Raw genomic sequence first — 26,304 nt, 5'->3', positions numbered from 1 at the left:
GGTGCGCAGCGACGCGTGCACGTAACGCTCCCTGTTCTGCCCATGTCCGTTTCCATCATGACCATTCATGTGCGGGTCGAAAACCATCTGATCCCGCCACTCGATCATTTCTGATCACTTCCGCGTGCTGCGGCATCCGCGAACTCCCGCAGCACCGCCTCCAGTTCCGCCGCCCGCCCCGGATCGTCGTCCAGCGAGAGCACCGCCTCGTACAGGTCCCACAGCGCCTCGGGGCGGTCCCGGGCCAGCCGGGTGAGGATGCCGGTCACATCCGTGCGCGCTTTGCTGTGGCGGGGCAGGGTCGCGGTGACCCGCGGGTCCAGCGCGGCGACCACGGTCTGCCGCTCACCGGGGTCGTTCATCAGCGGGTACGCCATCAGTACCGACACCGCCCGCAGCAACGGGGAGGCCCGGCGCACTGCGGGAGCGGGCGGCGCGGGCGGCGCCGGGGTCAGAATGTCCGTGCGGTCGGGGCTGTCCAGCCGGATCTCCGGGTACTGGAGGGTAACGCCCGCTTCCCTGAGGGCCGCGATACGTGTCTTCACGGCCGGAAACAGCTCCTCCGGATCCGGCGGGGCGGGCAGCGCGGCGGCCCGGTCGGCGAGCAGACCGAGGACGATCTCCGAGAACAGCCCCGTCCCGCGCACCGGATCGTTGGCGGCGGCCCGGCCGCGTCCGGCGGCCCGCAGCACGCTCTGCCGGTGCGCCAGATTGCGGCGCCCCACCGGCAGTCCGTCCGGCGGCAGCGGCTCCCGGAAGGCAAGCGCCTCCTCGAACGTCTCGCAGGCGTCCACGATCCACAACTGCTCGGCGAACCCCGGCACCGCGTCCCCGGCGTACCGCTCCAGCGCCGAGTCGAGGCCGATGGCGAGCTTGTCGTCGGTCCCGGCGTCCGCGCAGAACAGCCGGAGCTGCCCCGCCCGGTCCAGCACCCCGTGCCCGCCCCACCACACCCACAGCACCTCGCCCCGTTCCTGCGGCAGATCCCGCACCAGCACCCGGCGCAGCGTGGCGTGGTCGGCCCGCTCGTACGGCACCCCCGGGACGTACGGCGGCAGCGGTGCGAGGTGCAGCCACAGCCGTTCCTCGGGCACCCCCGCCGCGCGCAGCAGCCGCCAGAAGGCGACGGCGTCCCGCGCCGGGCCCGGCAGATCCCAGGCGGGCCCGGCCTCGTACCGCTCGACGCCGACGATCAGGGCGGTGACCCGCGGGGCGGTCACGGCAGCCGGTCCGCGATGTGGCGGTAGACCTCGGGGTTGGTCCAGTAGGCGCTGTGCGCGGCCGGGAACGGCTGGCGGCTGTCGACGGCGACATCGGTGACCCGGCCCGGGAAGAGCGGTCCGCCGAGGTAGGAGAGCAGATCGCGGCGGTCGTAGAGGTTGAGCCAGTCGGGGACGTGGGGCGGCAGCGGGGCCGGGTGCTCCAGCGAGGGCAGGGAGCCGGACTCGTAGAGGAACGGGCCCTGCGAACCGGCCGTCACCAGCAGCCGCACCTGCGGCAGCGGGGCGCCGACCAGGGTGTCCAGGGCGATGATCCCGCCCAGGCTGTGGCAGACCAGGGTGACCGGCGCCGCCAGCCCGGCGACCAGGGTGCGCAGTCCGTCGCGTACGGCGGCGCCCCGGGCGAGGTAGCGCAGGATGTCCCCGGCGGCCGGGTGCGCGGCCTCGGTCAGGGCCCGGCGCCGCCGCACCACCGCGCTGGTCGCGGCCGACCCCGCGGCCCGCAGCAGCACCGACCGCAGCCCCCGCTCACTCCCCCGCGGCGCACCCCCGAGCGCCTCGGCGAGCTGCCGTACGACGGTGTCGCGGGTGTCGCCCGCCGGGATCAGCGGGTCGTCCGCGGCGAGCAGTTCGGCGATCACCCGGGCGGCGAGGCTCCGCGCGGCGAGGTCGGCGAGGTCGTCGGGGCCGAGGGCCTCGGCGGCGGCCCCGAGCAGGGGATGCGCGGCCAGTTCGACGGCGGCCCGGCCGAGCCCCGGGCCCAGGGCGGCGGCGGGGTCGTCGCCCCGCGCGGCGAGGGCGGCGAGCCGCGCCTGGAGAAGCTGTTCCGGCACGGCCGCACCGGGCGGGCGCTCCCCCGCCGGGCCCGCCATGGCGGCGGCGAGGGCGAGTTCGGCGTACGGGTCGGCGTAGAGCGCGGCCCAGTCGTCCGCCTCCGCCTCCGGACCGCCGGAGGGGCCGCCGTACGGACCGCTGTCCGGGGGCGGGCCCTCGGCGAGGCCGCCCCGGGAGGTGCCGCCCTCGGGCGGCAGGCTCAGCCCGCCGCCGGCCAGCGCCGCGCCGTACGGTTCGCCCCAGTAGTAGGGCACCACGCGCAGTCCGGGGCGCAGTGCGGTCAGCCCAGCCGCGACCCGCCCCGCGAGCTGGGAGAAGCCGGGCTCGCGCACCCCGGTCCCATGGACGAAGACAACCGCCGTCATGTGCCCCCCGTGACACCTGTGCAGTCCGCGTACGACGTTCGTGCGATGGTCGATGGCGATGGCTGATGTGCGCTGTGCGACGTTCGCTGTGCGTCGTTCGATGTAGCGTCAACGTAAGAGTATCCGGGGCCGGTTGGGGCGCGGCAAGCGCGGCGGAGACTGCCCCGCCCCACCCGGGTCGGCTACAACGGCACCGGTGCCATGTCGCACTCGATCCGGCGGCGCTGCCGGGCCGCGACCAGCCAGGGGTGCTCGGCGCGGACCACCCGGGAGAACCCTTCGACGGCCTTGCGCTGGAACTCGTCCGCCTCGGCGCCCCGGCCCAGACCGCGCAGGTCCAGGGCGAGGTTGGAGGTGACCGCGAGGGTCAGCGGGTGCTCGGGCCCGGCGACCTCGGCGAGCAGCAGCAGATTGTTCTCGTCGATCTGCCGGGCCTTGTCGAAGTCGAGCCGGGCGTACGCCGTGTTCGCCTGTCCGGCGGCGACGGTCAGGGTGGTGACATGGCGGGGGCCGAGGGTGGCGGCGAGCCGGCGGGCCGCCTCGTCCTCCAGTTCCTGCGCCTCGTCGAGCGTGGCCAGGGCCCGCAGCGTGGCGGCCAGATTCGCCTTCGCCACCAGGATGTACGCGTGGTCGGCGCCCAGGCGCAGTTCCAGGCGCCGGATGGTCACCTCGGCGAGGCTGCGGGAGCCCTCGAAGTCGCCGTCCAGGCGCCGGTCCACGGAGAGGTTCATGGCCGTGGACAGGGAGTCGAAGTGGTCGGGGCCGTAGCGGGCGACGAACCGGCGCAGGGTCTCCTCGACCAGCTTCAGCCCCTCGCCGAGCGCGCCGTCCCGGCGGCGGCACACCGCGAGGTCGCGCGCGAGCCGCAGCGCGAGCGGATGCTCGTCGCCGAGCGCGGCGACCGCCCGGCGGTAGGCGTCCTCCTGGAAGTCGCGCGCGGCCGGGTAGTCGCCGTTCTCGCGCAGATCGAGGGCGAGCGCGTTGAGGGTGTTGAGGGTGAAGAAGCTGGCCGAGCCGAACAGTTGCTCGCGCTGGCGGGCGTTCTCCTGGTCCAGCTCCAGCGCCTCCCCGAACTCCCCGCAGAACCGCAGGTCCACGCCGAGGGCGTGGGTGGCGCGCAGGGTGATCGGGTCGTCGGCCCCGAACAGCGAGCGGGCCAGGTCGGCGGCCTCGCGGGCCAGGTCGCGGCCCTCCTGGAACCGGCCCTGGTACCCACGGGCGTCGGCCAGTTCGCACAGGGAGTCGATCAGGTCCTCGGGGTCGGCGTCGATGCGGCGGCAGACCTCCAGCGCCTTCTCGGTGAGCGGGATCGACTCGGGGACCTGGCCGATCTGGCGGAGCAGGAAGCCGAGGCTCTTGGCGATCTTGATGACATGGATGTCCTCCTCGCCGGAGGCGGCGATCCAGGCGTTCCAGCACTGCCGGGCCAGATCCGTGGCGCCCTCGTGGTCGCCCCAGTAGTAGAGGAACCAGACGGTGTCGAAGACCAGGTCGCGGACATAGGTGTCGGTGCTGAGGACGGCCTGCGAGGCGAGGACGTGCGGCAGCAGCGCCTGGTAGGCGCGCCACTCCAGGGACGATCCGAACGGGCCGGGCTTGGCCGCCGACAGGAGCTGATGGGCGGCGTCACGCATCTGCTCGCGTTCGGCCCGGCTCAGCTTGGCCAGGAGCACCGTCTGGAGCAGCCGGTGCATCTGGAGGGTGTCGGACCGGGGGTCCACCTTGATCAGCGAGAACTGACTGAGGTCACGCACCGCCCGGTTGAGCTTGATCGACTCGCGCAGCAGCGGGTCCACGTCGGGGGTGAGGTTGACCCCCCGGCTGCCGCGCAGCACCGACCGCGGGATGGGCTCGGGGGCCATGCTGGCGCAGATGTCGAGGAGCTGCCGGGCGCCGGGGTTGCGCTCGCGGATCCGCTCCAGCGAGATGTCCCAGGCGGCGGCGACGGAGACCGGGTACTCGGGCGAGGGGTCGAGTTCGAGGATCTCGGGGCTGCGGGCGTCCAGGAGCTGGACGTACTCGTCGACCTGCATCCCGGTCACCGCCCGCCAGGCGCCGGCCTGCTCGACCGCGAGCGGCAGATCGCCGAGCACCTCGGCGAGCCGGTCGGCGTCCTCGTCAGTGAGGTCGGGCGAGCGCTTCTGGAGCAGTTCGATGGACTCCTCCCGCTCGAACACATTGACCGGCAGCGAAGTGGCGACCCGCTCCCAGGCCCGGTTCCGGGAGGTGACGATGACCTTGCCGGGTCCATTGGTCGGGAAGTAGGCGCGCACGGCCTCGACATCCTCGGCGTTGTCGAAGATCAACAGCCATTTGTCGTACGGGACCCCGGAGCGCAGCGCCTCCAGTACGGCGGGCACCGCGGTGTTGGCGGCGGGCGCGCCCAGGCTGTCCTGGGCGGGGGCCACGCCGAGCTGCCCGGCCAACTGGGCCAGCGCCGCCAGGATCAGGCTCTCCCGCTCCGCCGGGATCCAGCAGATCACCCGGTAGTCGTACTGGTGGGAGTAGACGTACTCCAGGGCCAACTGGGACTTGCCGACTCCACCGAGGCCGTGCAGCGCGTTGGGGAGCACGGCGGCCGTGTCCTGGGCGCCGAGCTGCTCCTCCACGGCCCTCAGAAGCGCCTGCCGGCCGACGAACGAGGTGTTCCGGAGCGGAACGTTCACCAGAAGGGCGGGCGTTGCGGTCGTGGTGCTCTGCATGAGCTGCTCAGCCTCCGAGGCTACGTGTGGGGTGGGGTCGGATACCAGCACAGGGGGTTCTCCAGGGTCGTCGGGGGGGTTCGACGGAGGCAGGCTTCCCCCTCCGCCGGACATTCCTCCATCACCTTGGCCGTTCCCCCCGGAAGGGGACACTCCACCCATTCCGGCGTTCACCCGTTCGGCGGCGCCGGGGGTGGATCTGCCGGGTGGGACATCGTCGGTGCCACTGCCGGGCGTGCTGGTGGCCGTGGCCGAGGTGGCGGTGGTGCCCGCGCGGAACAGGCGCGGCTCGATCCGCCGGGCCCGCTCCGCGTACGGCCCGGACAGCGCCCGCATCACGGCCAGCTCGCTGCGCACCCAGGCGCGTTCGCCCGGGTCGGGGAGCACGGCGCCCGCCGGGTCGTGCAGGGCGGCGCGCAGGGCCACGCCGCGGGCTCCGGCGGCGGGCAGTTCGCCGACCACGCTGACGGTGTGGGCGAGCTGGCTGCGGGTGGTGGTGGCGAGGAGTTCCTCGCGGACGCCGTCGGCGAACTCGGGGCGTCCGTCGCCGCCGTCCCAGTCGATCAGCCCGCCCATCAGGATCTCGGCGAGATGGTCCGGCCCGGTCTCGGGCATGATCCGCCGCCGCAACTGCTCGACCAGGTCGAACTCGAAGGGCACGGCGGCCAGTTGGGTGGCGAGCCGGCGGGCGGCGGGGGTGGCGAGGGTGGAGAAGCGGCGGACGGCGGCCTTGGCGGCGCGCGGGAAGCGCGGGGCGCGCAGTCCGGGCGCGGGCGAGCCCTTGGTGAGCGCCCCGGCCAGCACCACCGGCAGCGCCCGGCGCACCCCGCGCTCACCGGTGACCAGATCGGCCCAGGCGGCCAGCGAGGCCGGTTTGAGGGACAGCACGGGCACCGGCACCGAGCCGTCGTCGCCGTGCGGCAGCGGGCGCAGCGGGTCGGGTCCGCCGGGCGGGGGCCAGTGCGCCAGCGCGTGGTTGGCGGCGCCGAAGCCACCGGCTTCGAGGACGGCGTCGTAGGGGTAGAGGGTGGCGCGGCGGCGCATGTGCGGGGGCAGCAGATGGACCAGGGCGGTGGGTCCGGCGTGGGCGAGGCGGCCGAGGAGGTCGTCGGCGGCGGGGGCGGCCCAGCCGTGGGCGAGGCCGTCGGTGACGACCAGGAAGATCCGGCCGCCGCGTCCGTCGAGGAGTTCGCCGGGGTCGGCGGCGGGGCCGGTGGGGGTGCGGCGCAGGGTGGCGGTCCCGGTGCGCGGGACCTGGACGGTGACGGTGTGCACGGCACGGAAGGCGCCGCTCTGCTCGGCGGCCTCGGCGAGCCGGGCGGTGGCCTCCTGCCAGATCCGCAGCGTCGGGGCGTCGTCCACCAACAGCACCAGGTCGAAGGCGGCGGAGCGGGTGGGCCGCAGGAACGGCATCCACAGTTCGTCGGCGACGCCCTGCTCGGCGGTGGTCTCCTCGTCCAGTTCGAAGGTGGCGCGCGAGGGGAGGCGCCGGGCGAGCTGGTGCAGGGCGCGGGCGAACAGCGCGGTGGCGCGGCCGGGCCGGGGCGCGGGGCGGTCGTCGGCGGGCAGCAGCGGCCGGGAGACGTGCAGGGTGAAGGGGCCCTCGGCGGCGGGTGAGAGCCGGGCCGGGCGCGGGGGTTCGCCGGACCGGGCGCCGGGGGGTGGCGGCGGGCCGGGGGGATCGGCGGGGCGGGGCGGGGCGACGGGCGTGCGGGGGCCGGTGACAGTGGGGCGGGCGAGGGGCGGGAGCGTCACGGCGGCCGGGGGGTCGGACGCGTCGGGGGTGGCGGGGTCCTCGGGCGGGGTGTCCGGGCGCGGCTCGTCCGCCGCGCCCTCCGGGGCGGGGCGGGTGGCGGGGTCCTGGGGAGGGTCGGCGGGGTCGGCGGGCGTGCCGGACGGGCCGCCGTGGCGGTCCCAGTAGGCGGCGAGCCAGACCGCGTCGGCGATCTCCTGCCAGCGCGGGTCCTCGGCGGCGGAACCCGGTGCGGGCACGCCGACCGGACCGGCGGTCTCGGGGAACGCCGAAGGGGGCGACGACCCCGAGAGGGGAAAGCCGTCACCCGGCCCGGATGCGTGCTCCCTGGGATAGCCCTTCATTCAGCGGCCCTTCGCGAGGTCGCGCAGGAGCATTTCCACGAGCTTACGCCCGTCACCGTCGGCCTGGAAACCACCCGCAGTAGTCATCTGGACCGCGTTCAGCAACTGGTCCAGGGAGTGGGTGCCGCCCGCCTGGACCCGCTGCACGAACAGATCGACGAGGTCCTCGGTGCCGTCCGGGCGGAGCCCCAAGTGCCCTTCCACCATGGCCAGAAGCTGGTCCCGGGTCGGGGTGCGCATCTCCAGGGGCAGGCAGCGGCGGCGGAAGGCGGCCGGGAATTCGCGTTCCCCGTTGCTGGTGATCACCACGACCGGGAACTCCCGGCACTCGACCCGGCCGTCCCGGATCCCGGCGTGGCCGCCGGGGTCGCTGGTGTGGACGCGCGCGAGGTCCGCGGTGTCCCGTACCAGTTCCGGGATGTCATAGCTTCCGTTCTCCAGGACGTGCAGCAGGTCGTTGGGCAGGTCGATGTCGCTCTTGTCCAGCTCGTCCACGAGCAGCACCCGGGGTCGATCGTAGGGCAGGAGAGCCGTGCCGAGGGGCCCGAGGGTAATGAAGTCGCCGAGAGCCGAGGGCAGTTGACCGGAGTGTGAGAAGTCCGAGGCCGGGCCGTCGGCGTCCGGCGGGATCTCGGTGCCCCCGGCCCGCCCGGCGGCGGAATCGCCCAGTCCGGCCCGCCAGGCGGCGATGGCCTGGGCGCGGCCCATGGCGTCGTAGGCGTAGAGCCCGTCGCGCAGGCCGGTGCGGCTGACGATGTTCCACTCCAGGATCCGGCCGAGGCCCAGTTCACGGGCGATCAGATGGGCGAGGGTGGATTTGCCCACGCCGGGCGGCCCGGTGATCAGCAGCGGCCGGCGCAGCAGCAGGGCCGCGTTCACGACGTCGATCTCCTCGGCGCCGAGCTGCGGGGCGATGTCCCCGGGGCCGAGCCTGCGCAGCGCGGCCTCGGGGTCGGCGGTGGGCACGTCCAGGGGCGGGCCGCCGCGGAACCGGCGCCAGGGCGGGGGCGGCGGCACCGCGGGCGGGACGGCCGGGGTCCGTCCCGTGCCGTGGAACATCCGCCAGCCGTCGGGGGACGTCTGCTGCTCCGGTGCACTCATGCCGATGCCTCCTCGCTGGCGGGACCGCCGGGGTGGGTGAGGTGGGTGAGGTGGGTGGGGTGGGTGGGGTGGGTGGGGCCGTTCAGATCATCCGGATGATCCAGACCATCCAGATTGTTCGGGTCATCCGGGTCGTCCGGGTCGTCCGGGTCGTCCAGGGAGTGGAAATCCACGGGGCGGGTCGGATCGTCCCAGAAGAAGCCGATATGGCGGCCCAGCAGCTCTCCCGGGCCGTGGCCGTCGGTCTCGGCGTTGCGGCGCAGCAGATGGACGGCCAGCGGGATGCGCTCGGGGGACGGAGCGGCGGCGAACAAGGCGGTGATCACCTCCCGGCGCTCCTCTCGGAACACCCCTCTGCGGTCCCAGATCGCGAGCCCTATCCCTTCCGCGATGGCGGCTCTGAGGGCCGCCTGTGCCATGGCGCCGGTGGGTGCGTCGAGCACCACCGCCGTATGTCTTGCTTCCCCGGCGAGGGCGGCTTGCCACGCGCCGGGCGAGCGGCCGTCCGGTTCACGCCAGCCGTGGACCGCCACTCCGTGCTCGCGCAGCACCCGCCAGCGCTCCCGCCACTGGTCCCGGACGAGGGCGTCGTCCGTCCGCATCCGCTCCAGACTGCGCAGGTGGACGCCGTACTTCAGGCTCAGCGGCAGCGGCTGTCCGTCCCCGATCCGATGGGTCAGACCGGCCACATCATGATTGAGCAGGTCGTACGGAAGAACGAATTCGACATACGGCGGCGGTGGGCGGCGCCCGCCCGGTCCGGGCTCGGGGGGCACCGACCAGAGCCGTGAGCCCTGGCGCAGCGCCCGCTCGACGGCGGCGCCGAGGCCGTCCAGGGTGGTGGTGACCGGCTCGCCGGGCTGCGGATCCCAGTAGCCGGGGACCGAGTTGAGCCAGGGGCGGACCACGATCTCGTCGCTGCCGTCGCGGGCCGGTTCCACGGCGACGACGAGGGCGCGCGGGATGTCGGGGTCGGGCGCCGCCTCGACCCGGGCGGCGCGGCGGCGGCCCAAGGGGGCGGTGAGCCCGGCGCGGGCGGCCCAGTCGTCGGCCCATTCGGTGAGCGCGGCGCGGTGGGCGGGGGCGGGGGCGATCCGGGCGGCGAGGTCGACCAGCAGGGCGGCGGGGGGCAGTCCGTCGGGCTGGGTGTTCCAGTCGAGGAGGTGCAGGAGGAGCTGGTCGGGCTGGAGGCCGGTGGGCAGGTCGACGCCGTTCAGCTCCTCGACCAGGTCGTCGCGGAGGCGGACGGCGGGCACCTCGCCCTGGGCGAGCGCGGCGCGGGCGGCGGTCAGGTCGTCGGGGGCCAGCGGTCCGGAGGGCCGCTCGGCGGGGGCGGGGGCGAGCATGTCGTCCAGCAGCCGGTCGAGGTCGTCGCCCGCGAGATCCCCTTCGAGGATGCGGACCACCTCGACCAGGACGCGTTCGCCGCCCGCCGTGCTCAGCGCGGTGCGGACCAGCACCACCACGTCCTCGCGGAGCTTGATGCCCCGCAGGTCGACCTGGCGGCGGAGCAGATCGCCGAGGACGACACCGAAGTGGAGGCGGCCCTGCGCATCCTCCATACAGCCGAGATCGCACAGCTCATTGGTCAGCCGCAGCAGCAGCCGCGTCCCGCGCGCGCGTACGGCGTCGCCCCCGGGTCCGTCGACCCCCGCGCCCATCGTCACCGACTGTCCCCCCGAAGCCGGTACTCCCTGCCTGACCGGCCAGCGAAGTTAGCACGGCAACCCAGGGTTAACCAGGGGCCTCCGGGGGCGGAGCCGCGGCCTCCGGCCAAGTTCGCCCGTTCGGGCGGCGACTTGACCGGAATCCGTCGTCCGCTGATCTCTCGGGAAATCCTCACGGTCCGTCATTTCCCCGTGGTGCATGGCTCATACGGGGCTCATGTGCCGTTCCCCTGAACGGTGTGCGGGGCTCGTGTCGAACATCTGCCCGGTACGGTCACAGCCGGGGGTCCACCGGCTCCGACTCCAGCGCCAGCACCGCGAACACCGCCTCGTGCACCCGCCACAGCGGCTCACCGGCGGCCAGCCGGTCCAGGGCCTCCAGGCCGAGGGCGTACTCGCGCAGCGCCAGGGAGCGCTTGTGGTTCAGGAAGCGGCGGCGCAGCCGGTCCAGGTGGTCCGGGCGGGTGTACTCGGGGCCGTAGATCAGCCGCAGGTACTCCGTGCCGCGGACCTTGAGGCCGGGCTGGACGAGGCGTCCCTTCGGGTCGCGCACCAGGGCGCCGAGCGGTTTGACGACCATGCCCTCGCCGCCCCGGCCGGTCAGCTCCCGCCACCAGTCGACCCCGGCCGCGACCGAGACGGGGTCGGCGGTGTCGACGTAGAGGCGGCGGGTGGTGGCCAGGAGGCCGGTGGTGTCGTGCTCGACCAGGCGGTCCAGCAGGGTGAGCTGTTCGTCGTGGGGCAGGGCGGCGAGGCTGCGGCCCTGGACGGCGAGCACCTGGAACGGGGCCAGGCGGACCCCGTCGAGGCCGTCGGTGGGCCAGCAGTAGCGCCGGTAGACCTCGGTGAACGCGGCGGCCTGCCCGGCCCGCTCGCGCTGGCGGTCCAGCAGGGCGGTGACATCGGTGCCCCGGGCGGCGGCCCGCTCCAGGGCGGCGAGCGCGTCCGGGAACACCGCTCCGGCGGCGGCGCCGACCGCCGCGTACTGGGTGCGCAGCAGGCCGGACGCCTTCAGCGACCAGGGCATCAGCTCCCCGTCCAGCAGCAGCCAGTCCGTCTCCAGTTCGTCCCACAGCCCGGCCGCGCCGATCGCCGCGCGCAGCCGGTCCAGGACGCGTTCGGTCATCGCCCCGTCCGTGAAGAAGGGGCGGCCGGTGCGGGTGCAGAGGGAGCCGGTGGGGCCGTCGGTGCCGAAGTGGCGGTGCGCGGCGGCGGCGTCCCGGCAGACCAGGGCGACGGCCCGCGACCCCATGTGCTTCTCCTCGCACACGACCCGCTCGACCCCGTCGTCCCGGTACTGCGCGAACGCCTCCGCCGGGTGCTCAAGGAACCCCTCGGCGGTACTGGTCGGGCCGGGTGCCATGGTCGGCGGGAGGTACGGCAGCAGCCGCGGGTCGATGGCGAAGCGGCTCATGACCTCCAGCGCCGCCGCCGCGTTCTCCTCCCGGACCGTGATCCGCCCGGCGTACCGGGTCTCCACGGTCCGCCGCCCCTGGACGTCCGCCAGGTCCAGCGGACGCCCGTCCTGCCCGCCGGGCGCCTCCGCCCTCAGCGGCCGGACCGGCTCGTACCAGACCTGCTCGGCGGGTACGTCGACCAGTTCGCGCTCCGGCCAGCGCAGCGCGGTGAGTCTGCCGCCGAAGACGGCGCCGGTGTCCAGGCAGATGGTGTTGTTGAGCCAGGTGGCCTCGGGGACCGGGGTGTGGCCGTAGACCACGGCGGCGCGGCCCCGGTAGTCCTCGGCCCACGGGTAGCGCACCGGCAGCCCGAACTCGTCGGTCTCCCCCGTGGTCTCCCCGTACAGGGCGTGCGAGCGGACCCGGCCGGAGGTGCGGCCGTGGTACTTCTCGGGCAGCCCGGCGTGGCAGACCACCAGCCGTCCGCCGTCCAGGACGTAGTGGCTGACGAGGCCGTCGATGAAGGTGCCGACCTCGCGCCGGAACTCCTCGCTCTCGTCCGCCATCTGGGCGACGGTCTCGGCGAGGCCGTGGGTGTGCTGGACCTTCCGGCCGTGCAGATACCGCCCGAACTTGTTCTCGTGGTTGCCGGGCACGCACAGCGCGGTGCCGCCCTTCACCATCCCCATCACCCGGCGCAGCACGGCCGGGCTGTCGGGGCCCCGGTCGACCAGGTCGCCGACGAAGACCGCGGTCCGGCCGTCCGGGTGGACGCCGTCGGTGTAGCCCAGCGCGGTGAGCAGGGACTCCAGTTCGGAGGCGCAGCCGTGGATGTCGCCGATGATGTCGAAGGGGCCGGTGAGGTGGGTGAGGTCGTTGAAGCGCTTCTCGGTGCGGACGGTGGCGGCGTCGATCTCCTCGGTCCCGCGCAGGACGTGCACCTTGCGGAAGCCCTCGCGCTCCAGTCCGCGCAGGGAGCGGCGGAGTTCGCGGATGTGCCGCTGGATCACCCGGCGCGGCATGTCGGCCCGGTCGGTGCGGCCCGCGTTGCGCTCGGCGCAGACCGACTCGGGCACGTCCAGCACGATCGCGATGGGCAGCACGTCGTGCTCCCGGGCGAGCGCGATGAGCTGCCGCCGGGCGTCGGGCTGCACGCTGGTGGCGTCGACGACGGTACGGCGGCTGGCCGCGAGGCGCTTGCCCGCGATGTAGTGGAGCACGTCGAAGGCGTCGCGGGTGGCGCTCTGGTCGTTCTCGTCGTCGGAGACCAGGCCCCGGCAGAAGTCGGAGGAGATCACCTCGGTGGGCTTGAAGTGGCGCCGGGCGAAGGTGGACTTGCCCGAGCCGGAGGCGCCGACGAGCACGACGAGGGAGAGGTCGGTGACGGGGAGGGTGCGGCCGGGGGGCGGGGTGGGGTGCTGAGCGGGGGTCTCGGTGGGGGGCTGGGTGGGGGTCCCGGTGGGGTTCTGGGTGGGGGTCCCGGTGGGGTTCTGGGTGGGGGTGGTCGGGGACTCGTTCATGCTGCCGTCGCCTCCGTTCGGCCGGTCGGGGTGGAAGGGGTGGTCGGGGCGGAGTCGGTGGGGGTGGAGTCGGTTCGGGTGAAGGCGGCCATCTGGGTCGGGGGGCCGACCTCGGGGTCGTCGGGGCCCACGGGGCGCAGGTCCACGGTGTAGCCGTGGCGGGCGGCGACCCGCTCGGCCCAGGCGCGGAACTCGGCGCGGGTCCATTCGAAGCGGTGGTCGCCGTGCCGGACGTGCCCGGCCGGGAGGGACTCCCAGCGGACGTTGTACTCGACGTTGGGCGTGGTCACCAGGACCGTGCGGGGGCGGGCGGCGCCGAACACCGCGTACTCCAGGGCGGGGAGCCTCGGCAGGTCCAGGTGCTCGATCACCTCGCTGAGAACGGCCGCGTCATAGCCCGCCAGCCGCCGGTCCGTGTAGGCCAGCGAGCCCTGGAGGAGCCGGACGCGGGACGCCTGGCGTTCGCCCATGCGGTCCAGCTTGAGCCGCCGGGCGGCGACGGTCAGCGCCCGCATCGACACGTCCACGCCGACGATCTCGGTGAACCGGACGTCCTTCAGCAGCGCCTGCACCAACTGGCCCTGTCCGCAGCCGAGGTCCAGGACACGGGCGGCACCGGAGGCGCGGAGGGCGTCGAGGAGGGCCTCGCGGCGCCGCACGGCCAGCGGGACCTGTTCTTCCGACGCCTGCGTCTCCCCGGTCCCGTCAGTCCCCTCGGTCCCCCCGGTCTCCTCGGTCTCCTCCGGGACCGCGTTGTCGATCTCCTCGACCTCGCTGTCGTCGGTCTCGGCCAGCCGGACCAGTTCCAGGCGCTCCTGGGCCTCGCGGGTCAGGGACCAGCGGCGGGAGAGGTAGCGGCTGGTGATCAACCGCTGTTCCGGGTGCTGGTGCAGCCAGCCCTCACCGGCCCGCAGCAGCTTGTCGACCTCGTCGGCGGAGACCCAGTAGTGCTTGGCGTCGTCCAGCACCGGCAGCAGGACGTAGAGATGGCGCAGCGCGGCGGAGAGGGTCAGGGTCTCCGACTCCAGGACCAGCCGGACATAGCGCGAGTCGCCCCACTCCGGGAACTCCTCGTCCAGCGCCACCGGGTCGGCGGTGACCGTCCAGTTGAGCGGCTCGAACAGGGCCCGGACCAGGCCGGGGCCGCCGCGGGCGGGCAGCGCGGGTACCTCGATGCGCAGCGGCAGCGGCTCGGCGGCGCGCTCGGGCCGCGCCTGGCACACCCCGCGCAGGGCGCTGGAGAACACGGCGCTGAGCGCCACCGCGAGCAGCGAGGAGGCGGCGTAGGGGCGGTCGTTGACGTACTGGGCGAGAGCCGCGTCCGGGGTGCCGCCGCGACCCTTGCCCTTGTCGGCCTTGTTCCGCCGCACCAGCGCCAGGGCGTCGACCTCCAGCAGCAGCGCCGCCGTGCAGCGCGCGGGGTCGGCCTCGGGGTAGAGGACGTGCGCGGTGCCGTGGGAGGTGGAGAACGTCTGCGCCCGGTCGGGATGCTTGTGCAGCAGGAAACCGAGGTCGGTGGCGGGACGTCCGGGTGCGCCGGTGGTGGTGATGGTCAGGAACATGCGGAGGGCCTCTCCGGCCGGGGATGGGTGGACAGGTGGGCGGATAGGTGGGCGGATAGGTGGACAGGTGGGTGGTCGGGGTGACGCCGTGCGCGCGAAAGCCCCCAGGACTGTGATCCTGGGGGCTGGGCAGGACGACGGTCCTACCTTCGCACGCGGGTACGGGCGTCCGCCTGCGGATATCGCGGGGGTGGGGGCGCCGGGCGGCGCGGGGGCCGCTACGACGAGGGGAGCTGCGACTGCACCTGTGCCGAGATCAGCTCCAGGTGGTCCAGGTCGTCCAGGTCGAGGATCTGGAGGTAGATCCGGCTCGCACCGGTCTCGGCATAGCGGCCGATCTTCTCGACCACCTCGGCCGGGGATCCGGCCAGGCCGTTGGTCTTCAGCTCGTCCACCTCACGGCCGATGACGGCGGCGCGGCGGGCGACCTCCTGGTCGTCCTTGCCGACGCAGACCACGAGGGCGTTGGAGTAGACGAGGTCGTCGCCCTTGCGCCCGGCCTCCTCGGCGGCGGCCCGCACCCGGGCGAACTGGCGCTCGCTGTCCTCGATGGAGGCGAACGGCATGTTGAACTCGTCGGCGTAGCGGGCGGCCAGCCGCGGGGTGCGGGTGGCGCCGTGGCCGCCGATGAGCACCGGGACCCGGGACTGGGCGGGCTTGGGCAGCGCGGGCGAGTCCTTGAGCTGGTAGTAGGTGCCGTCGAAGTCGAAGGTGTCGCCGACGGGGGTCTCCCACAGCCCGGTGACGATGGCGAGCTGCTCCTCCAGCCGGCCGAACTTCTCCTTCGGGAAGGGGATCCCGTACGCCGCGTGCTCCTCGGCGAACCAGCCCGCGCCCAGGCCGAGTTCGATCCGGCCGCCGGACATCTGGTCCACCTGGGCCACCTGGATGGCGAGGACGCCGGGCAGCCGGAACGTCCCGGCGGTCATCAGGGTGCCGAGCCGGATCCGCCGGGTCTCGCGGGCGAGGCCGGCCAGGGTGATCCAGGCGTCGGTGGGGCCGGGCAGCCCGTCGACCGAGCCCATCTTGACGTAGTGGTCCGAGCGGAAGAAGGCGTCGAAGCCGAGATCCTCGGTGGCCCTGGCGACCGTGAGCAGCGTGTCGTACGTGGCCCCCTGCTGGGGCTCGGTGAAGATGCGCAAGTCCATGGCGCCCATCCTGCCTCCTGGCCCCCCGCCGGACCGCGCGGGCCCACCCCGGGGCGCCGCTCCTCGGTCGGGTGAACTTCGTCCGGGCCCCCGGGGCGGGGTGCCGGGTCCAGTGACCCGCTTCCGCGGTGATCGTTGGCTCGGGCGGAGCCGGAGCGACCGGCGCCCGCACCCGGCCGCCGGACGCCGGGGCGACGTTTCTGAGCGGCCCTGTCGGGGGCCATGGGCCGAGGAGGCCGTCATGTCCGAGGAATCCGGGGAAACCGTGCCGCACCAGGGCGGACCGGCCGAGCCGAAGGGCCTGTTGCAGCAGATGGAGGAACTGATGGCGGCGCTGAGCGCGGATCTCAGCGCCCTGGACGCGGACCTCCAGGCGGCGGCTGCGACGGAGGGCGCACCCGGCGGAGCGAGCGGATATGACCGGCGGAGCGGGACGAGCGGGCAGAGCGGGCAGGACGGGCGGGGGCTCGGCGCGTCGGGAGGGTGAGCGTGCCCGGTCGGCACCGGACGCGTAGCGCAACCGGGCGACCGGCCCACCGTCCCGACCGAGCGTCGGACCGGATGCCCACCGTCCCGACCGAGCATCCGACCGGATGCCCACCGTCCGACCGGCGGGCCTGGGCCGACCGCCGCCAGGGGCCCCGGGCCTCCCGGTCCGGGCGGCCTCGCCCCTGGGCCTCCCGGGCCTCCCGACCCGGCCCCGGGGCCTCCCCGGTCGGCCGACCTCACCCCGGGCCTTCCCAAACCACCCCCGGGCCACCCCGGCCCCCTGGTCTAGCCCGCCTCGCGCTGGGCGAGGGCCGCCGCCTCGCGGTCCGCGAGTTTGCGGAGCATGTCCCGGATCCGGTCGCGGGACTCGTCCGCCGCGTCGATCGCCTCCATGCACTGCCAGTACGTCCCCTCGTCGGCCGCCGAGCTGGCCACGCCAACCAGGGCTATCCCCACCTCGCCGAGGAGTCCGCCGAGGTACATCAGGGCCTGCCGGGCGTCGCCCAGCTCCGTGAGCTGGGCCGCGCGCAGTTCGCCCGGGGCGAGCTTCGGCTCGTCCAGCACTCCGCAGCCGCGGCCCGCCAGTTCGGTGAGACCGAGGGCCTCACCCCGCAGCTCCGGCGGTCCGAAGACCGCGAGTCTGCTGCCGATCGCCTGTGCCAGACACTGCGCCTGCCACACCTCTGCCAAGGTCTCCGATATGCCGCCGTCCACCGCCAGCGCCCGCCTGCTCGTCACGATGAGCCGCACCGCGTCCATGGGCTGCCCCGTCTGTCCGCCCGAACTCCGCTGTCCACTACCCAGAGTGAGGGTGAGTGAGACGAAAAGCCAGAGGAAGACGGAAATCTGCGGACACTAATTCAGATTCGCCCCACGAATTGATTACGGAGGGTAGTAACGGAGTGATCGAGTCCCCGAGTTGTCCGGACTCGTCTGGCTTTTCGCCGACCGCCGCCCCCGTCACTCACGGCACAGCGGCCCGTGCGGAGCGGGGTGCTCACGGCGCGGGGCGCCGGGGCGGTGCTCACGGCGCGGGGAAGCGATGTTCGTTGCGGTCGATCTTCGCGTCCAGCGCGGCGAGCGGATCCACCCCGAGCACCTCGCACAACTGGAGGAGATACGCCAGCACATCGGCGACCTCGTCCCGCACCCGGTGCGCGGTGTCCGGGTCGTCCATCACCCGCGCCGACTCCTCCGGCGTCAGCCACTGGAAGATCTCGACCAGTTCGGACGCCTCCACGCTGAGCGCGGAGACCAGGTTCTTGGGTGTGTGGTAGCGCTGCCAGGCGCGGGCCGCCGCGAACTCGGCGAGGCGGCGCTGAAGGGCGGCGAGGTCGGGCCGGGCGGGGTTTCCGTTCCGGTCGTCGGGGGTGTCACTGTCGCTGTCGCTCATGGGACTCACGGATCAAGGATGTCGGTGTCGGGTGTGGTCAGTGGCCGGGCGCGCCCATGCCCGCCATCAGGCCCTGCACTTCCGTGCCGGGCGGGGTGAGCAGGAACACATTGCGGTCCACCCGGTGCATCCCGCTGTTCAGGCCGAAGACCACGCCGGTACTGAAGTCCAGGACGCGTTTGGCGACATCGGGTTCGGCGCCGGTGAGGTCGAGCAGGACCGGGATGCCGGACATCAGGGTCTCGGCGACCTCGCGGGCGTCGGCGAAGATATTGACCCGCAGCACCACGAAGCGGCGGCGGGCCTCGGTCTCCGCGTCCGGCAGCGCCCGGTGCCCGACGGCCGACGGCCAGGCGTCCCGGCCGCGCAGCGGAACGACCTGGGCGAGCCCCTCCCACTGTTCATCGGTGACATCGCGTCGGTTCACCGGCTCCCCCGATCCGTCTCGTCGTGTCGTGCCATGCGCCGTGTCGTGCCTCGGCACGGCCTGCACCAGCCATTCTTACGCCAAGTCACCCGTTCGGCCCACCAACGACACGGTGTGCGACCGACTCGTACAAAGGTGTGACGTACTGCATAGGGTCCGGCCGGGAAATCCGCGGGTGCGGTGACGATTTTCGGGCACGCGTCCGTATCTCCTGTCGTACCGCGTCGTACGCCGTCGTACGAGTCCGTTCGTGTCAGGAGGCCGCATGCCCTTCTCCCGCACCAAGGTGGGAAGCATCTTCGTCTTCGGTGCCATGGGTCTGACCCTCACCGCGCTCGCCTACCCGGCCATGCTGGGGGTGGAGACCACCACCGAGGACCAGAACCGGATCATCGCCAACACCCCGTGGGGGCCGCTCACCGAGGCGGACCGGGACTTCGTGGTGAAGGTCCGGGCGGCGGGGCTGTGGGAGTACCCGCTGGGCGAACTGGCCATGGAGCGGGGGACGACGGCGGAGATGAAGGAGGCGGGCAAGCATCTGATCGTGGGGCACGCGGGGCTGGACGAGCTGTGCCGCAGGATCGCCCCCGATCTGAACATCACCCTGCCCAACCAGGCGAGCCCGCAGCAGCAGCAGTTCGTGGCGACGGTCGCCGCCGAGCAGGGGAAGTCCTTCGACTCCACGGCCGTGCAGATCATGCGGGTCACCCACGGCCAGATCTTCCCGGTGGTCGCCAAGACCCGGGCCAACACCCGCAACACCCTGGTCCGCCAGCTCGCCGACCTCGCCAACGACACCGTCCTGGACCACATCACCGTCCTGGAGAAGACCGGGCTGGTCAACCACGACCAGGTCAACTTCCAGCAGACGACCTCGCCCAAGCTGCCCAAGGACCAGCTCACCCCGCCGCCCCCGCAGCCCGGGGTGCCCGTGGTGGTGCTCACCCCGCGCCCCGATCTGGGGATCAACACCGCGAATCCGGCGCCGAGTCCGTCGGCGGCGACGGGGGCGGAGGCAGGGGCGGCGGCGGGGCAGACCGGCTGACCCCGCGGTCCGGGCCCGCTTGTCACCGTCCGGTCCGCGCACTACTGTCACCTCGCCTTGGTGAACGGGAAATCCGGTGCGGAACCGGTGCGGCCCTCGCCACTGTGATCGGGAAGTCCTGCTCCGGCCCTCACGGGCAGCCACTGGGTCCCTCGGGACCCGGGAAGGCGGAGCACGGGCGGTGGTACCCGTCAGCCAGGAGACCGGCCAAGGCGCGTCGTCCATCCACGAGGTGCTGGAGAGGGTCTGCTGAGCCATGCACATAGCCGAGGGTTTTCTGCCCCCGGCGCACGCGATCGCCTGGAGTGTCGCGTCGGCGCCGTTCGTCGTCCACGGAGTGAGAACACTCACCCGTGAGGTCAAGGAGCATCCCGAGAGCACCCTGCTGCTCGGGGCGTCCGGGGCCTTCACCTTCGTCCTGTCCGCGCTGAAACTGCCGTCGGTCACCGGGAGTTGCTCCCATCCGACCGGCACCGGTCTCGGCGCCATCCTGTTCCGGCCGCCGATCATGGCGGTGCTGGGCACCATCACCCTGCTGTTCCAGGCGCTGCTGCTGGCCCATGGCGGGCTCACCACGCTGGGCGCCAATGTCTTCTCCATGGCGATCGTCGGGCCCTGGGCCGGGTATGCCGTCTACCGGCTGCTGCGGCGGTCCGGCGCGCCGCTGATGGCGGCGGTGTTCTGCGGCGCGTTCGCCGCCGATCTGTCCACCTACTGCGTGACCAGCGTGCAGCTCGCGCTGGCCTTCCCCGACCCGGGCAGCGGATTCCTGGGCGCGCTCGCCACGTTCGGGTCCATCTTCGCCGTCACCCAGCTTCCGCTCGCGGTGAGCGAGGGGCTGCTGACGGTGCTGGTGATGCGGCTGCTGGTGCAGTCCAGCAAGGGCGAGCTGACCCGGCTGGGCGTGCTGGTCACCGGTACCGGCAAGCGGCAGGCAGAGGGACCGGAACAGGCGGTGGCGCGGTGAAGCGGAACACGAGGATCAAGCGGATCAAGCGGATCAAGAAGAGTACGAGGATCAATCTGCTGTTGCTGCTCGCGGTGGCCGCGCTCGCCGTGCTGCCGCTGGCGCTCGGGCTCGGGGACCACAAGGAGGAGCCGTTCGCCGGGGCGGACGCCGAGGCCGAGACGGCGATCACCGAGATCGAGCCGGACTACGAGCCCTGGTTCTCGCCGCTGTACGAACCGCCGTCCGGGGAGATCGAGTCGGCGCTGTTCGCGGTGCAGGCCGCGATCGGCGCGGGGGTGCTCGCGTACTACTTCGGGCTGCGGCGCGGGCGGCGGCAGGGCGAGGAGCGGGCGGTGGCACCGCCGGTGGAGTCCTCGGGTGACCCCGCCGCGCGGGGCTGAGGCCGGGTGCTGCCGATCGACGCGGCGGCGCACGGCAGCCGCTGGCGCCGCCGTCATCCCGTCGACAAGGCCGTGCTCGGTTTCGGGCTGACCGCGCTGGCGATCTCGCTGCCGCCCTGGCCCGGTGCCGTGCTGGTGCTGCTCACCGCGCTGGTGCTGCTGCTGGGCCCGGCCGGGGTGCCGGGGCGGCGGCTGTGGCGGGCCTACCGGGTGCCGCTGGGGTTCTGCGTCACGGGCGCGCTGCCGCTGCTGGTGCGGGTGGGCGGAACCGGCGGAACCGGCGGCTTCGTGGGGCTCGCCGAGGGCGGGCCGGTGCGCGCCGCCGAACTGCTGCTGCGGACCTCGGCGGCCTCGCTGGGGGTGCTGCTGTTCGCGTTCACCACACCGATGTCGGATCTGCTGCCCCGGCTGGTGCGGGCCGGGGTGCCGGCGCCGGTGGTGGATGTGGCGCTGGTGACGTACCGGATGAGTTTTCTGCTGCTGGACTCGGTGCGGCGGATCCGGGACGCGCAGGGCGCGCGGCTCGGGCACACCACCCGGGCGGCGCGGTGGCGGTCGCTGGCCGGGCTGGGGGCGACCGCGTTCGTCCGGGCCTTCGACCGGGCGGCCCGGCTCCAGTCCGGGCTGGCCGGGCGCGGCTACGACGGCACGCTCAGGGTCCTGGTCCCCGAGACCCGGGTGTCCGTCCGTTTCACCGCGGTGAGCGCGGCGCTGCTGCTGGCGCTGGCCGCGCTGACCCTCGTCCTGGAAAGGCCCCTGAGATGAACGCCCCCGCCGCCCCCTCCCTCCCCCTCGTCGCCCTGCGCGGTGCCGGTTTCGCCTACGAGGAGGGGCCCCCGGTGTTCGGCGGGCTGGACTTCGCCGTCGCCGAGGGGCGGGCGCTGGCGTTGCTCGGGCGCAACGGCAGCGGCAAGACCACGCTGATGCGGATGCTCAGCGGCGGACTGCGCCCGGCGTCCGGGGAGCTGAGGGTGGAGGGGCGGGTGGTCTCGTACGACCGGGCGGGGCTGACCCGGCTGCGGACCACCGTGCAGTTGGTGGTGCAGGATCCGGACGATCAGCTCTTCGCGGCGTCGGTCGGACAGGATGTGTCGTTCGGGCCGCTGAACCTGGGGCTGCCGGACGCGGAGGTGCGGGCCCGGGTCGCCGAGGCGCTGGCGGCGCTGGACATCGCCGCGCTGGCCGACCGGCCGACCCATCTGCTCTCCTACGGCCAGCGCAAACGGACCGCCATCGCGGGCGCGGTCGCGATGCGGCCCCGGGTGCTGATCCTGGACGAGCCGACCGCCGGACTCGATCCGGACGGACAGGAACGCCTGCTGGAGACCCTGGCCGGGCTGCGGGCCGGGGGCACGACGGTGGTCATGGCGACCCATGACGTCGATCTCGCCCTGCGCTGGGCGGACGACGCGGCCCTCCTCACCCCGGCCGGGGTCCACAGCGGCCCGGCGGCGACCGCCCTCGCCCGGACGGACCTGCTGGCGGCGGCCGGGCTGCGGCTGCCGTGGGGCGTGGCGGCGGCACGGCTGCTGCGGGCACGGGGGCTGCTGGGCGCGGACGAACGGGGCCCGCTGACGGCGGAGGAACTGGCGGCGGTGGGGGGCGGGGCGGGAGTGGGGTCGGGGGGGAACCCGGGGTAGGCCCGGGGTGGGGCCGGGGGTGGAACCCGGGGTGGGGCCGGGCGGCGGCCGGAAGGGCGGGGACACCCCCTGGAGTGCCCGGTCGCGCCCTCTAGAACACCTGGTCGTACCCCCTAGAACGCCTGGTCACACCCCCTAGAACACCTCGTCGCACCCCCTAGAGTGCCTCGTCACACCCCCTAGGAGAAGAAGGTCACAGCCGCGTCCACTGCTGCTCGTTCGGCGTTCTGGCCTAGCATCCGAGCCATGACGGTCCTGCCTGACGACGGGCTCTCCCTGGCCGCCGAGTTCCCCGAAGCGACGCATGAGCAGTGGCAGCGCCTGGTGGCGGGTGTCCTGCGCAAGTCGGGCAAGGAAGTCTCGGGAGCCGCGGCGGAGGACGCCCTGTCCACGCTGCTGGAGGACGGGCTCAGCACTCGTCCCCTCTACACCGCGCGCGACGGCGCGCCCGACCCCGGGCTGCCCGGCTTCGCCCCGTTCGTGCGGGGCGGCACGGCCGCCGGCGGCACCTCCGGCGGCTGGGACGTACGGCAGCGGCACGCGACGGCGGACAACGCGGCCGTGCTCGCCGATCTGGAGAACGGGGTCACCTCGCTGTGGCTGGTGGTCGGGGCGGAGTCCGGGATCCCGGTCTCCGGGCTGGCCGGTGTGCTGGAGGGCGTGTATCTGGATCTGGCGCCGGTCGCCCTCGATGCCGGGCCCGAAGTGGCCGCCGCCGCGCGGGAGTTGCTGCGAATCTCGGCCGAGGGGCGGGTCCTCCCGGCGGCGCTGCGCGGCACCCTCGGCGCCGACCCGCTCGGGCGGGAGGCACGGACCGGTGAGCCGGGTGACCTCACGGAGATCGCCGGTCTGCTGCGGCTGACGGAGGGCAGCGGGCTGCGCCCGGTGACCGTCGACGCCCTGCCGTACCACGAGGCCGGGGGGTCGGCGGCGCAGGAGCTGGGCGCCTCGCTGGCGACCGGGGTGGCGTATCTGCGCGAGCTGACCGGGGCCGGGCTGGGCGCGGCGGAGGCAGCGGCCCGGCTGGACTTCCGGTACGCGGCGACCGCCGACCAGTTCCTGACCATCGCCAAGCTGCGCGCCGCGCGGCGGCTGTGGGCGCGGGTCACCGAGGTGTGCGGGGCACCGAGCCCGCAGCGGCAGCACGTGGTGACGTCCTCGGTGATGAGCACGTCCCGCGACCCCTGGGTGAACATGCTGCGCGCGACGGTCGCCACGCTGGCGGCCGGAGTGGGTGGCGCGGACGCGGTGAGTGTCCTGCCGTTCGACCACGCGCTGGGCCGCCCCGACGCGTTCGCGCGGCGGATCGCCCGCAACACCTCCACCATCCTCATCGAGGAGTCCCATCTCGCCCGGGTGATCGACCCGGCGGGCGGCTCCTGGTACGTGGAGCGGCTGACGGACGAACTCGCCCGTGCGGGCTGGGAGTTCTTCCAGGAGATCGAGCGGGCGGGCGGTCAGGCCACGGCCCTGCGGTCGGGGCTGGTACGGGACCGGCTGGCGGCGACCTGGTCGGCGCGCAAGGCGAAGCTGGCGAAGCGGCGGGAGCCGATCACCGGGGTGAGCGAGTTCCCGTTCCTGGCGGAGAAGCCGGTGGTGCGCGAACCGGCGTCCGAGCCGGCGTCCGACGGGACGGCGTCCGCCGAGTCGACATCCGGCGGGCCGTCGTCCGGGGGACCGTCGTCCGGGGGACTGTCGTCCGGAGGGCCGTCGTCCGGGGGGCTGCCTCGGGTGCGGCGTGACGAGGACTACGAGGCGCTGCGCGCCCGCTCCGACGCCCATCTCGCCGCGACCGGGGCCCGCCCCCGGGTGTTCCTGGCCGCGCTGGGCCCGGCCGCCGCGCACACGGCGCGGCTCACCTTCGCCGCCAACCTCTTCCAGGCCGGGGGCATTGAGCCGGTCACCGAGGGCACCTTCGCGCGGAGCGGGGCGCGCGAGGCGTGCCTGTGCTCCAGCGACGCGCTGTACGAGGAGCGGGCCGGGGCGGAGGCCGCCGAGATGCGGGCGGCGGGCGCCACGCACATCTTCCTCGCCGGTCGCCCGGGGCAGTACCCGGAGGTGGACTCGTACGTCTTCGCCGGCTGCGACGCCGTAGCCGTTCTCACCGCCACCCTCGACCGCATGGGAGTGTCCTGATGCCGTCCCCGTCGCCGGGTTCGTCCGTACCTGACTTCACCGGGATCGAGCTGGGCACGCCCACCGTGGCGGGCGGCCCCGACGAGTGGCGGGCGGCGGTGAAGAAGGCCGGTGACGGCGACGATCTGCTCTGGGAGACCCCGGAGGGCATCACCGTCGCGCCGCTGTACACCGGGCAGGACCTGGAGGGCCTGGACTTCCTGGGCACCTATCCGGGCGTCGCCCCCTACCTGCGCGGCCCGTACCCCACGATGTACGTCAACCAGCCCTGGACGATCCGCCAGTACGCGGGCTTCTCCACGGCGGAGGAGTCGAACGCCTTCTACCGGCGCAACCTCGCGGCCGGTCAGAAGGGCCTGTCCGTCGCCTTCGACCTGCCGACGCACCGGGGCTACGACAGCGACCATCCGCGGGTGACCGGCGATGTCGGCATGGCGGGCGTGGCGATCGACTCGATCTACGACATGCGCCAGCTCTTCGACGGCATCCCGCTGGACCGGATGACCGTCTCGATGACGATGAACGGGGCGGTGCTGCCGGTCCTGGCCCTCTACATCGTGGCGGCGGAGGAGCAGGGGGTACCGGCGGAGAAGCTGGCCGGGACCATCCAGAACGACATCCTCAAGGAGTTCATGGTCCGGAACACCTACATCTACCCTCCCAAGCCCTCGATGCGGATCATCTCCGACATCTTCGCGTTCACCTCGCAGCGGATGCCCCGCTACAACTCCATCTCCATCTCCGGCTACCACATCCAGGAGGCCGGGGCGACGGCAGATCTGGAGCTGGCGTACACCCTCGCGGACGGGGTCGAGTACATCCGGGCGGGGCGGGAGGCGGGGCTGGACGTGGACGCCTTCGCGCCCCGGCTCTCCTTCTTCTGGGCCATCGGCATGAACTTCTTCATGGAGGTCGCCAAGCTGCGGGCGGCGCGGCTGCTGTGGGCGAAGCTGGTGAAGCAGTTCGACCCGCAGAACGCCAAGTCCCTGTCCCTGCGCACCCATTCGCAGACCTCGGGCTGGTCGCTGACCGCACAGGACGTCTTCAACAACGTCACGCGGACGTGTGTGGAGGCGATGGCGGCGACGCAGGGCCACACCCAGTCCCTGCACACCAACGCCCTGGACGAGGCACTCGCCCTCCCGACGGACTTCAGCGCCCGCATCGCCCGTAACACTCAATTGCTCATCCAGCAGGAGTCGGGGACGACCCGGGTCATCGACCCGTGGGGCGGCAGCGCGTATGTGGAGCGGCTGACGTACGACCTCGCCCGGCGGGCCTGGCAGCACATCCAGGAGGTGGAGCAGGCGGGCGGCATGGCGCAGGCCATCGACGCCGGGATCCCCAAGCTGCGGGTGGAGGAGGCGGCGGCGCGGACGCAGGCGCGGATCGACTCGGGGCGTCAGCCGGTGATCGGGGTGAACAAGTACCGGGTGGACAGCGATGAGCAGATCGAGGTCCTGAAGGTCGACAACTCGTCCGTGCGCGCCCAGCAGATCGACAAGTTGCGGCGGCTGCGGGAGGAGCGGGACGAGGCGGTGTGCCGGGACGCGCTCGACGCGCTGACGCGGGCGGCCGGGGGCGAGGGCAACCTCCTGGAGCTGGCGGTGAACGCGGCCCGCGCGAAGGCGACGGTCGGGGAGATCTCGGACGCGCTGGAGAAGGTGTACGGGCGGCACGCGAGCCAGATCCGTACGATTTCCGGTGTGTACCGCAACGAGGCAGGTGAGTCCCCGTCCGTGGACCGGACGCGGGCGCTGGTGGACGCGTTCGAGGAGGCCGAGGGGCGTCGGCCGCGCATCCTGGTCGCCAAGATGGGGCAGGACGGGCATGACCGGGGCCAGAAGGTGATCGCGACGGCCTTCGCCGACCTGGGCTTCGATGTGGATGTCGGCCCGCTGTTCCAGACGCCGGGCGAGGTGGCGCGGCAGGCGGTGGAGGCGGACGTTCATATCGTCGGGATCTCGTCCCTGGCCGCCGGTCATCTCACCCTCGTACCGGCGCTGCGGGAGGAGCTGGCGGCGGAGGGCCGGGAGGACATCATGATCGTGGTGGGCGGGGTGATCCCGCCGCAGGATGTGCCGACGCTGCTGGAGATGGGGGCGGCGGCGGTGTTCCCGCCGGGGACGGTGATCCCGGACGCGGCCCATGACCTGGTGCGGCGGCTGGCGTCCGACCTCGGCCACGGCCTCGGCCACGACGACTGAGGCG

The 26,304-nt window shown here is 73.6% G+C and carries 19 protein-coding genes and 1 riboswitch; of the genes, 8 read left to right on the top strand and 11 right to left on the bottom strand.

Annotated elements, in window-relative coordinates:
• Positions 1-104: 104 nt before the first annotated feature.
• The 8 genes from AB0O01_RS16150 to AB0O01_RS16115 all read right to left on the bottom strand — a co-directional run bounded on the left by AB0O01_RS16150 (position 105) and on the right by AB0O01_RS16115 (position 15,613).
• Entirely contained in the window at positions 105-1,220 is a 1,116-nt protein-coding gene (locus AB0O01_RS16150; protein ID WP_365313830.1) for a caspase family protein, read from the bottom strand.
• The gene (locus tag AB0O01_RS16145; protein ID WP_365313828.1) at positions 1,217-2,419 is read right to left on the bottom strand and encodes a hypothetical protein; all 1,203 of its coding nucleotides are present in this window, start codon (positions 2,417-2,419) and stop codon (positions 1,217-1,219) included. Before AB0O01_RS16145 ends, AB0O01_RS16150 begins: the two co-directional genes overlap by 4 nt.
• Positions 2,420-2,601: 182 nt before the next feature.
• The gene (gene fxsT / locus AB0O01_RS16140; protein ID WP_365313826.1) at positions 2,602-7,218 is read right to left on the bottom strand and encodes an FxSxx-COOH system tetratricopeptide repeat protein; all 4,617 of its coding nucleotides are present in this window, start codon (positions 7,216-7,218) and stop codon (positions 2,602-2,604) included.
• Positions 7,219-8,319 carry an AAA family ATPase gene (locus tag AB0O01_RS16135; RefSeq protein ID WP_365313824.1) on the bottom strand — a complete coding sequence of 367 codons (1,101 nt, stop codon included), beginning with the start codon at positions 8,317-8,319 and terminating at the stop codon, positions 7,219-7,221. It lies immediately after the preceding gene.
• Positions 8,316-9,980: a hypothetical protein gene (locus AB0O01_RS16130; RefSeq protein ID WP_365314401.1), complete on the bottom strand. Its 1,665-nt coding sequence runs from the start codon at positions 9,978-9,980 to the stop codon at positions 8,316-8,318. Before AB0O01_RS16130 ends, AB0O01_RS16135 begins: the two co-directional genes overlap by 4 nt.
• Before the next feature lie 280 nt (positions 9,981-10,260).
• A complete protein-coding gene (locus AB0O01_RS16125) occupies positions 10,261-12,903 on the bottom strand; it encodes a polynucleotide kinase-phosphatase (protein WP_365313822.1) in 2,643 nt (880 codons plus the stop codon).
• Complete coding sequence (locus AB0O01_RS16120) at positions 12,900-14,465, bottom strand: 3' terminal RNA ribose 2'-O-methyltransferase Hen1 (protein WP_365313820.1); 1,566 nt, start codon at positions 14,463-14,465, stop codon at positions 12,900-12,902. The genes AB0O01_RS16125 and AB0O01_RS16120 overlap by 4 nt, the downstream gene beginning before the upstream one ends.
• Before the next feature lie 218 nt (positions 14,466-14,683).
• Complete coding sequence (locus AB0O01_RS16115) at positions 14,684-15,613, bottom strand: LLM class F420-dependent oxidoreductase (protein WP_365313818.1); 930 nt, start codon at positions 15,611-15,613, stop codon at positions 14,684-14,686.
• A 241-nt stretch (positions 15,614-15,854) separates the two neighbouring features.
• On the opposite strand from AB0O01_RS16115, the gene AB0O01_RS16110 reads away from it, so the two are divergent.
• A complete protein-coding gene (locus tag AB0O01_RS16110; RefSeq protein WP_365313816.1) occupies positions 15,855-16,100 on the top strand; it encodes a hypothetical protein in 246 nt (81 codons plus the stop codon).
• 287 nt (positions 16,101-16,387) lie between these two features.
• On the opposite strand, the gene AB0O01_RS16105 is transcribed toward AB0O01_RS16110, so the two are convergent.
• The 3 genes from AB0O01_RS16105 to AB0O01_RS16095 form a co-directional block, all read right to left on the bottom strand.
• Entirely contained in the window at positions 16,388-16,861 is a 474-nt protein-coding gene (locus AB0O01_RS16105; RefSeq protein ID WP_355741061.1) for a DUF6099 family protein, read from the bottom strand.
• A gap of 265 nt (positions 16,862-17,126) precedes the next feature.
• Complete coding sequence (locus AB0O01_RS16100) at positions 17,127-17,495, bottom strand: nucleotide pyrophosphohydrolase (RefSeq protein WP_365313814.1); 369 nt, start codon at positions 17,493-17,495, stop codon at positions 17,127-17,129.
• 37 nt (positions 17,496-17,532) lie between these two features.
• Positions 17,533-17,922, bottom strand: a complete 390-nt coding sequence (locus AB0O01_RS16095; protein WP_365313812.1) for a cell division protein SepF — start codon at positions 17,920-17,922, stop codon at positions 17,533-17,535.
• Positions 17,923-18,187: 265 nt separating this feature from the next.
• Here AB0O01_RS16095 and AB0O01_RS16090 point away from each other — a divergent pair, with 265 nt between their 5' ends.
• The 7 genes from AB0O01_RS16090 to scpA all read left to right on the top strand — a co-directional run bounded on the left by AB0O01_RS16090 (position 18,188) and on the right by scpA (position 26,300).
• Positions 18,188-18,967 (top strand): DUF4142 domain-containing protein, encoded by a 780-nt coding sequence (locus tag AB0O01_RS16090; protein ID WP_365313810.1) that lies wholly within the window; start codon positions 18,188-18,190, stop codon positions 18,965-18,967.
• Positions 18,968-19,008: 41 nt separating this feature from the next.
• Positions 19,009-19,194: riboswitch (cobalamin riboswitch) on the top strand.
• A gap of 29 nt (positions 19,195-19,223) precedes the next feature.
• Positions 19,224-19,934: an energy-coupling factor ABC transporter permease gene (locus AB0O01_RS16085; protein ID WP_365313809.1), complete on the top strand. Its 711-nt coding sequence runs from the start codon at positions 19,224-19,226 to the stop codon at positions 19,932-19,934.
• A gap of 32 nt (positions 19,935-19,966) precedes the next feature.
• On the top strand, positions 19,967-20,317 hold the full coding sequence (locus AB0O01_RS16080) for an energy-coupling factor ABC transporter substrate-binding protein (RefSeq protein WP_365314399.1): 351 nt from the start codon (positions 19,967-19,969) through the stop codon (positions 20,315-20,317).
• Positions 20,318-20,323: 6 nt separating this feature from the next.
• Complete coding sequence (cbiQ, locus tag AB0O01_RS16075) at positions 20,324-21,082, top strand: cobalt ECF transporter T component CbiQ (protein ID WP_365313807.1); 759 nt, start codon at positions 20,324-20,326, stop codon at positions 21,080-21,082.
• Positions 21,079-21,957, top strand: a complete 879-nt coding sequence (locus AB0O01_RS16070) for an ATP-binding cassette domain-containing protein (RefSeq protein ID WP_365313805.1) — start codon at positions 21,079-21,081, stop codon at positions 21,955-21,957. The genes cbiQ and AB0O01_RS16070 overlap by 4 nt, the downstream gene beginning before the upstream one ends.
• 246 nt (positions 21,958-22,203) lie before the next feature.
• Positions 22,204-24,093: a methylmalonyl-CoA mutase subunit beta gene (locus tag AB0O01_RS16065; RefSeq protein WP_365313803.1), complete on the top strand. Its 1,890-nt coding sequence runs from the start codon at positions 22,204-22,206 to the stop codon at positions 24,091-24,093.
• Positions 24,093-26,300 carry a methylmalonyl-CoA mutase gene (scpA, locus tag AB0O01_RS16060; protein ID WP_365313802.1) on the top strand — a complete coding sequence of 736 codons (2,208 nt, stop codon included), beginning with the start codon at positions 24,093-24,095 and terminating at the stop codon, positions 26,298-26,300. The genes AB0O01_RS16065 and scpA overlap by 1 nt, the downstream gene beginning before the upstream one ends.
• The last annotated feature ends 4 nt before the right edge of the window (positions 26,301-26,304 follow it).

This window comes from Streptomyces sp. NPDC093252 (assembly GCF_040683675.1).
Classification (GTDB): Bacteria; Actinomycetota; Actinomycetes; order Streptomycetales; family Streptomycetaceae; genus Streptomyces.
The sequence above is the reverse complement of the archived record's forward strand: the minus strand, read 5'-3'. Positions and strand labels throughout refer to the sequence as shown.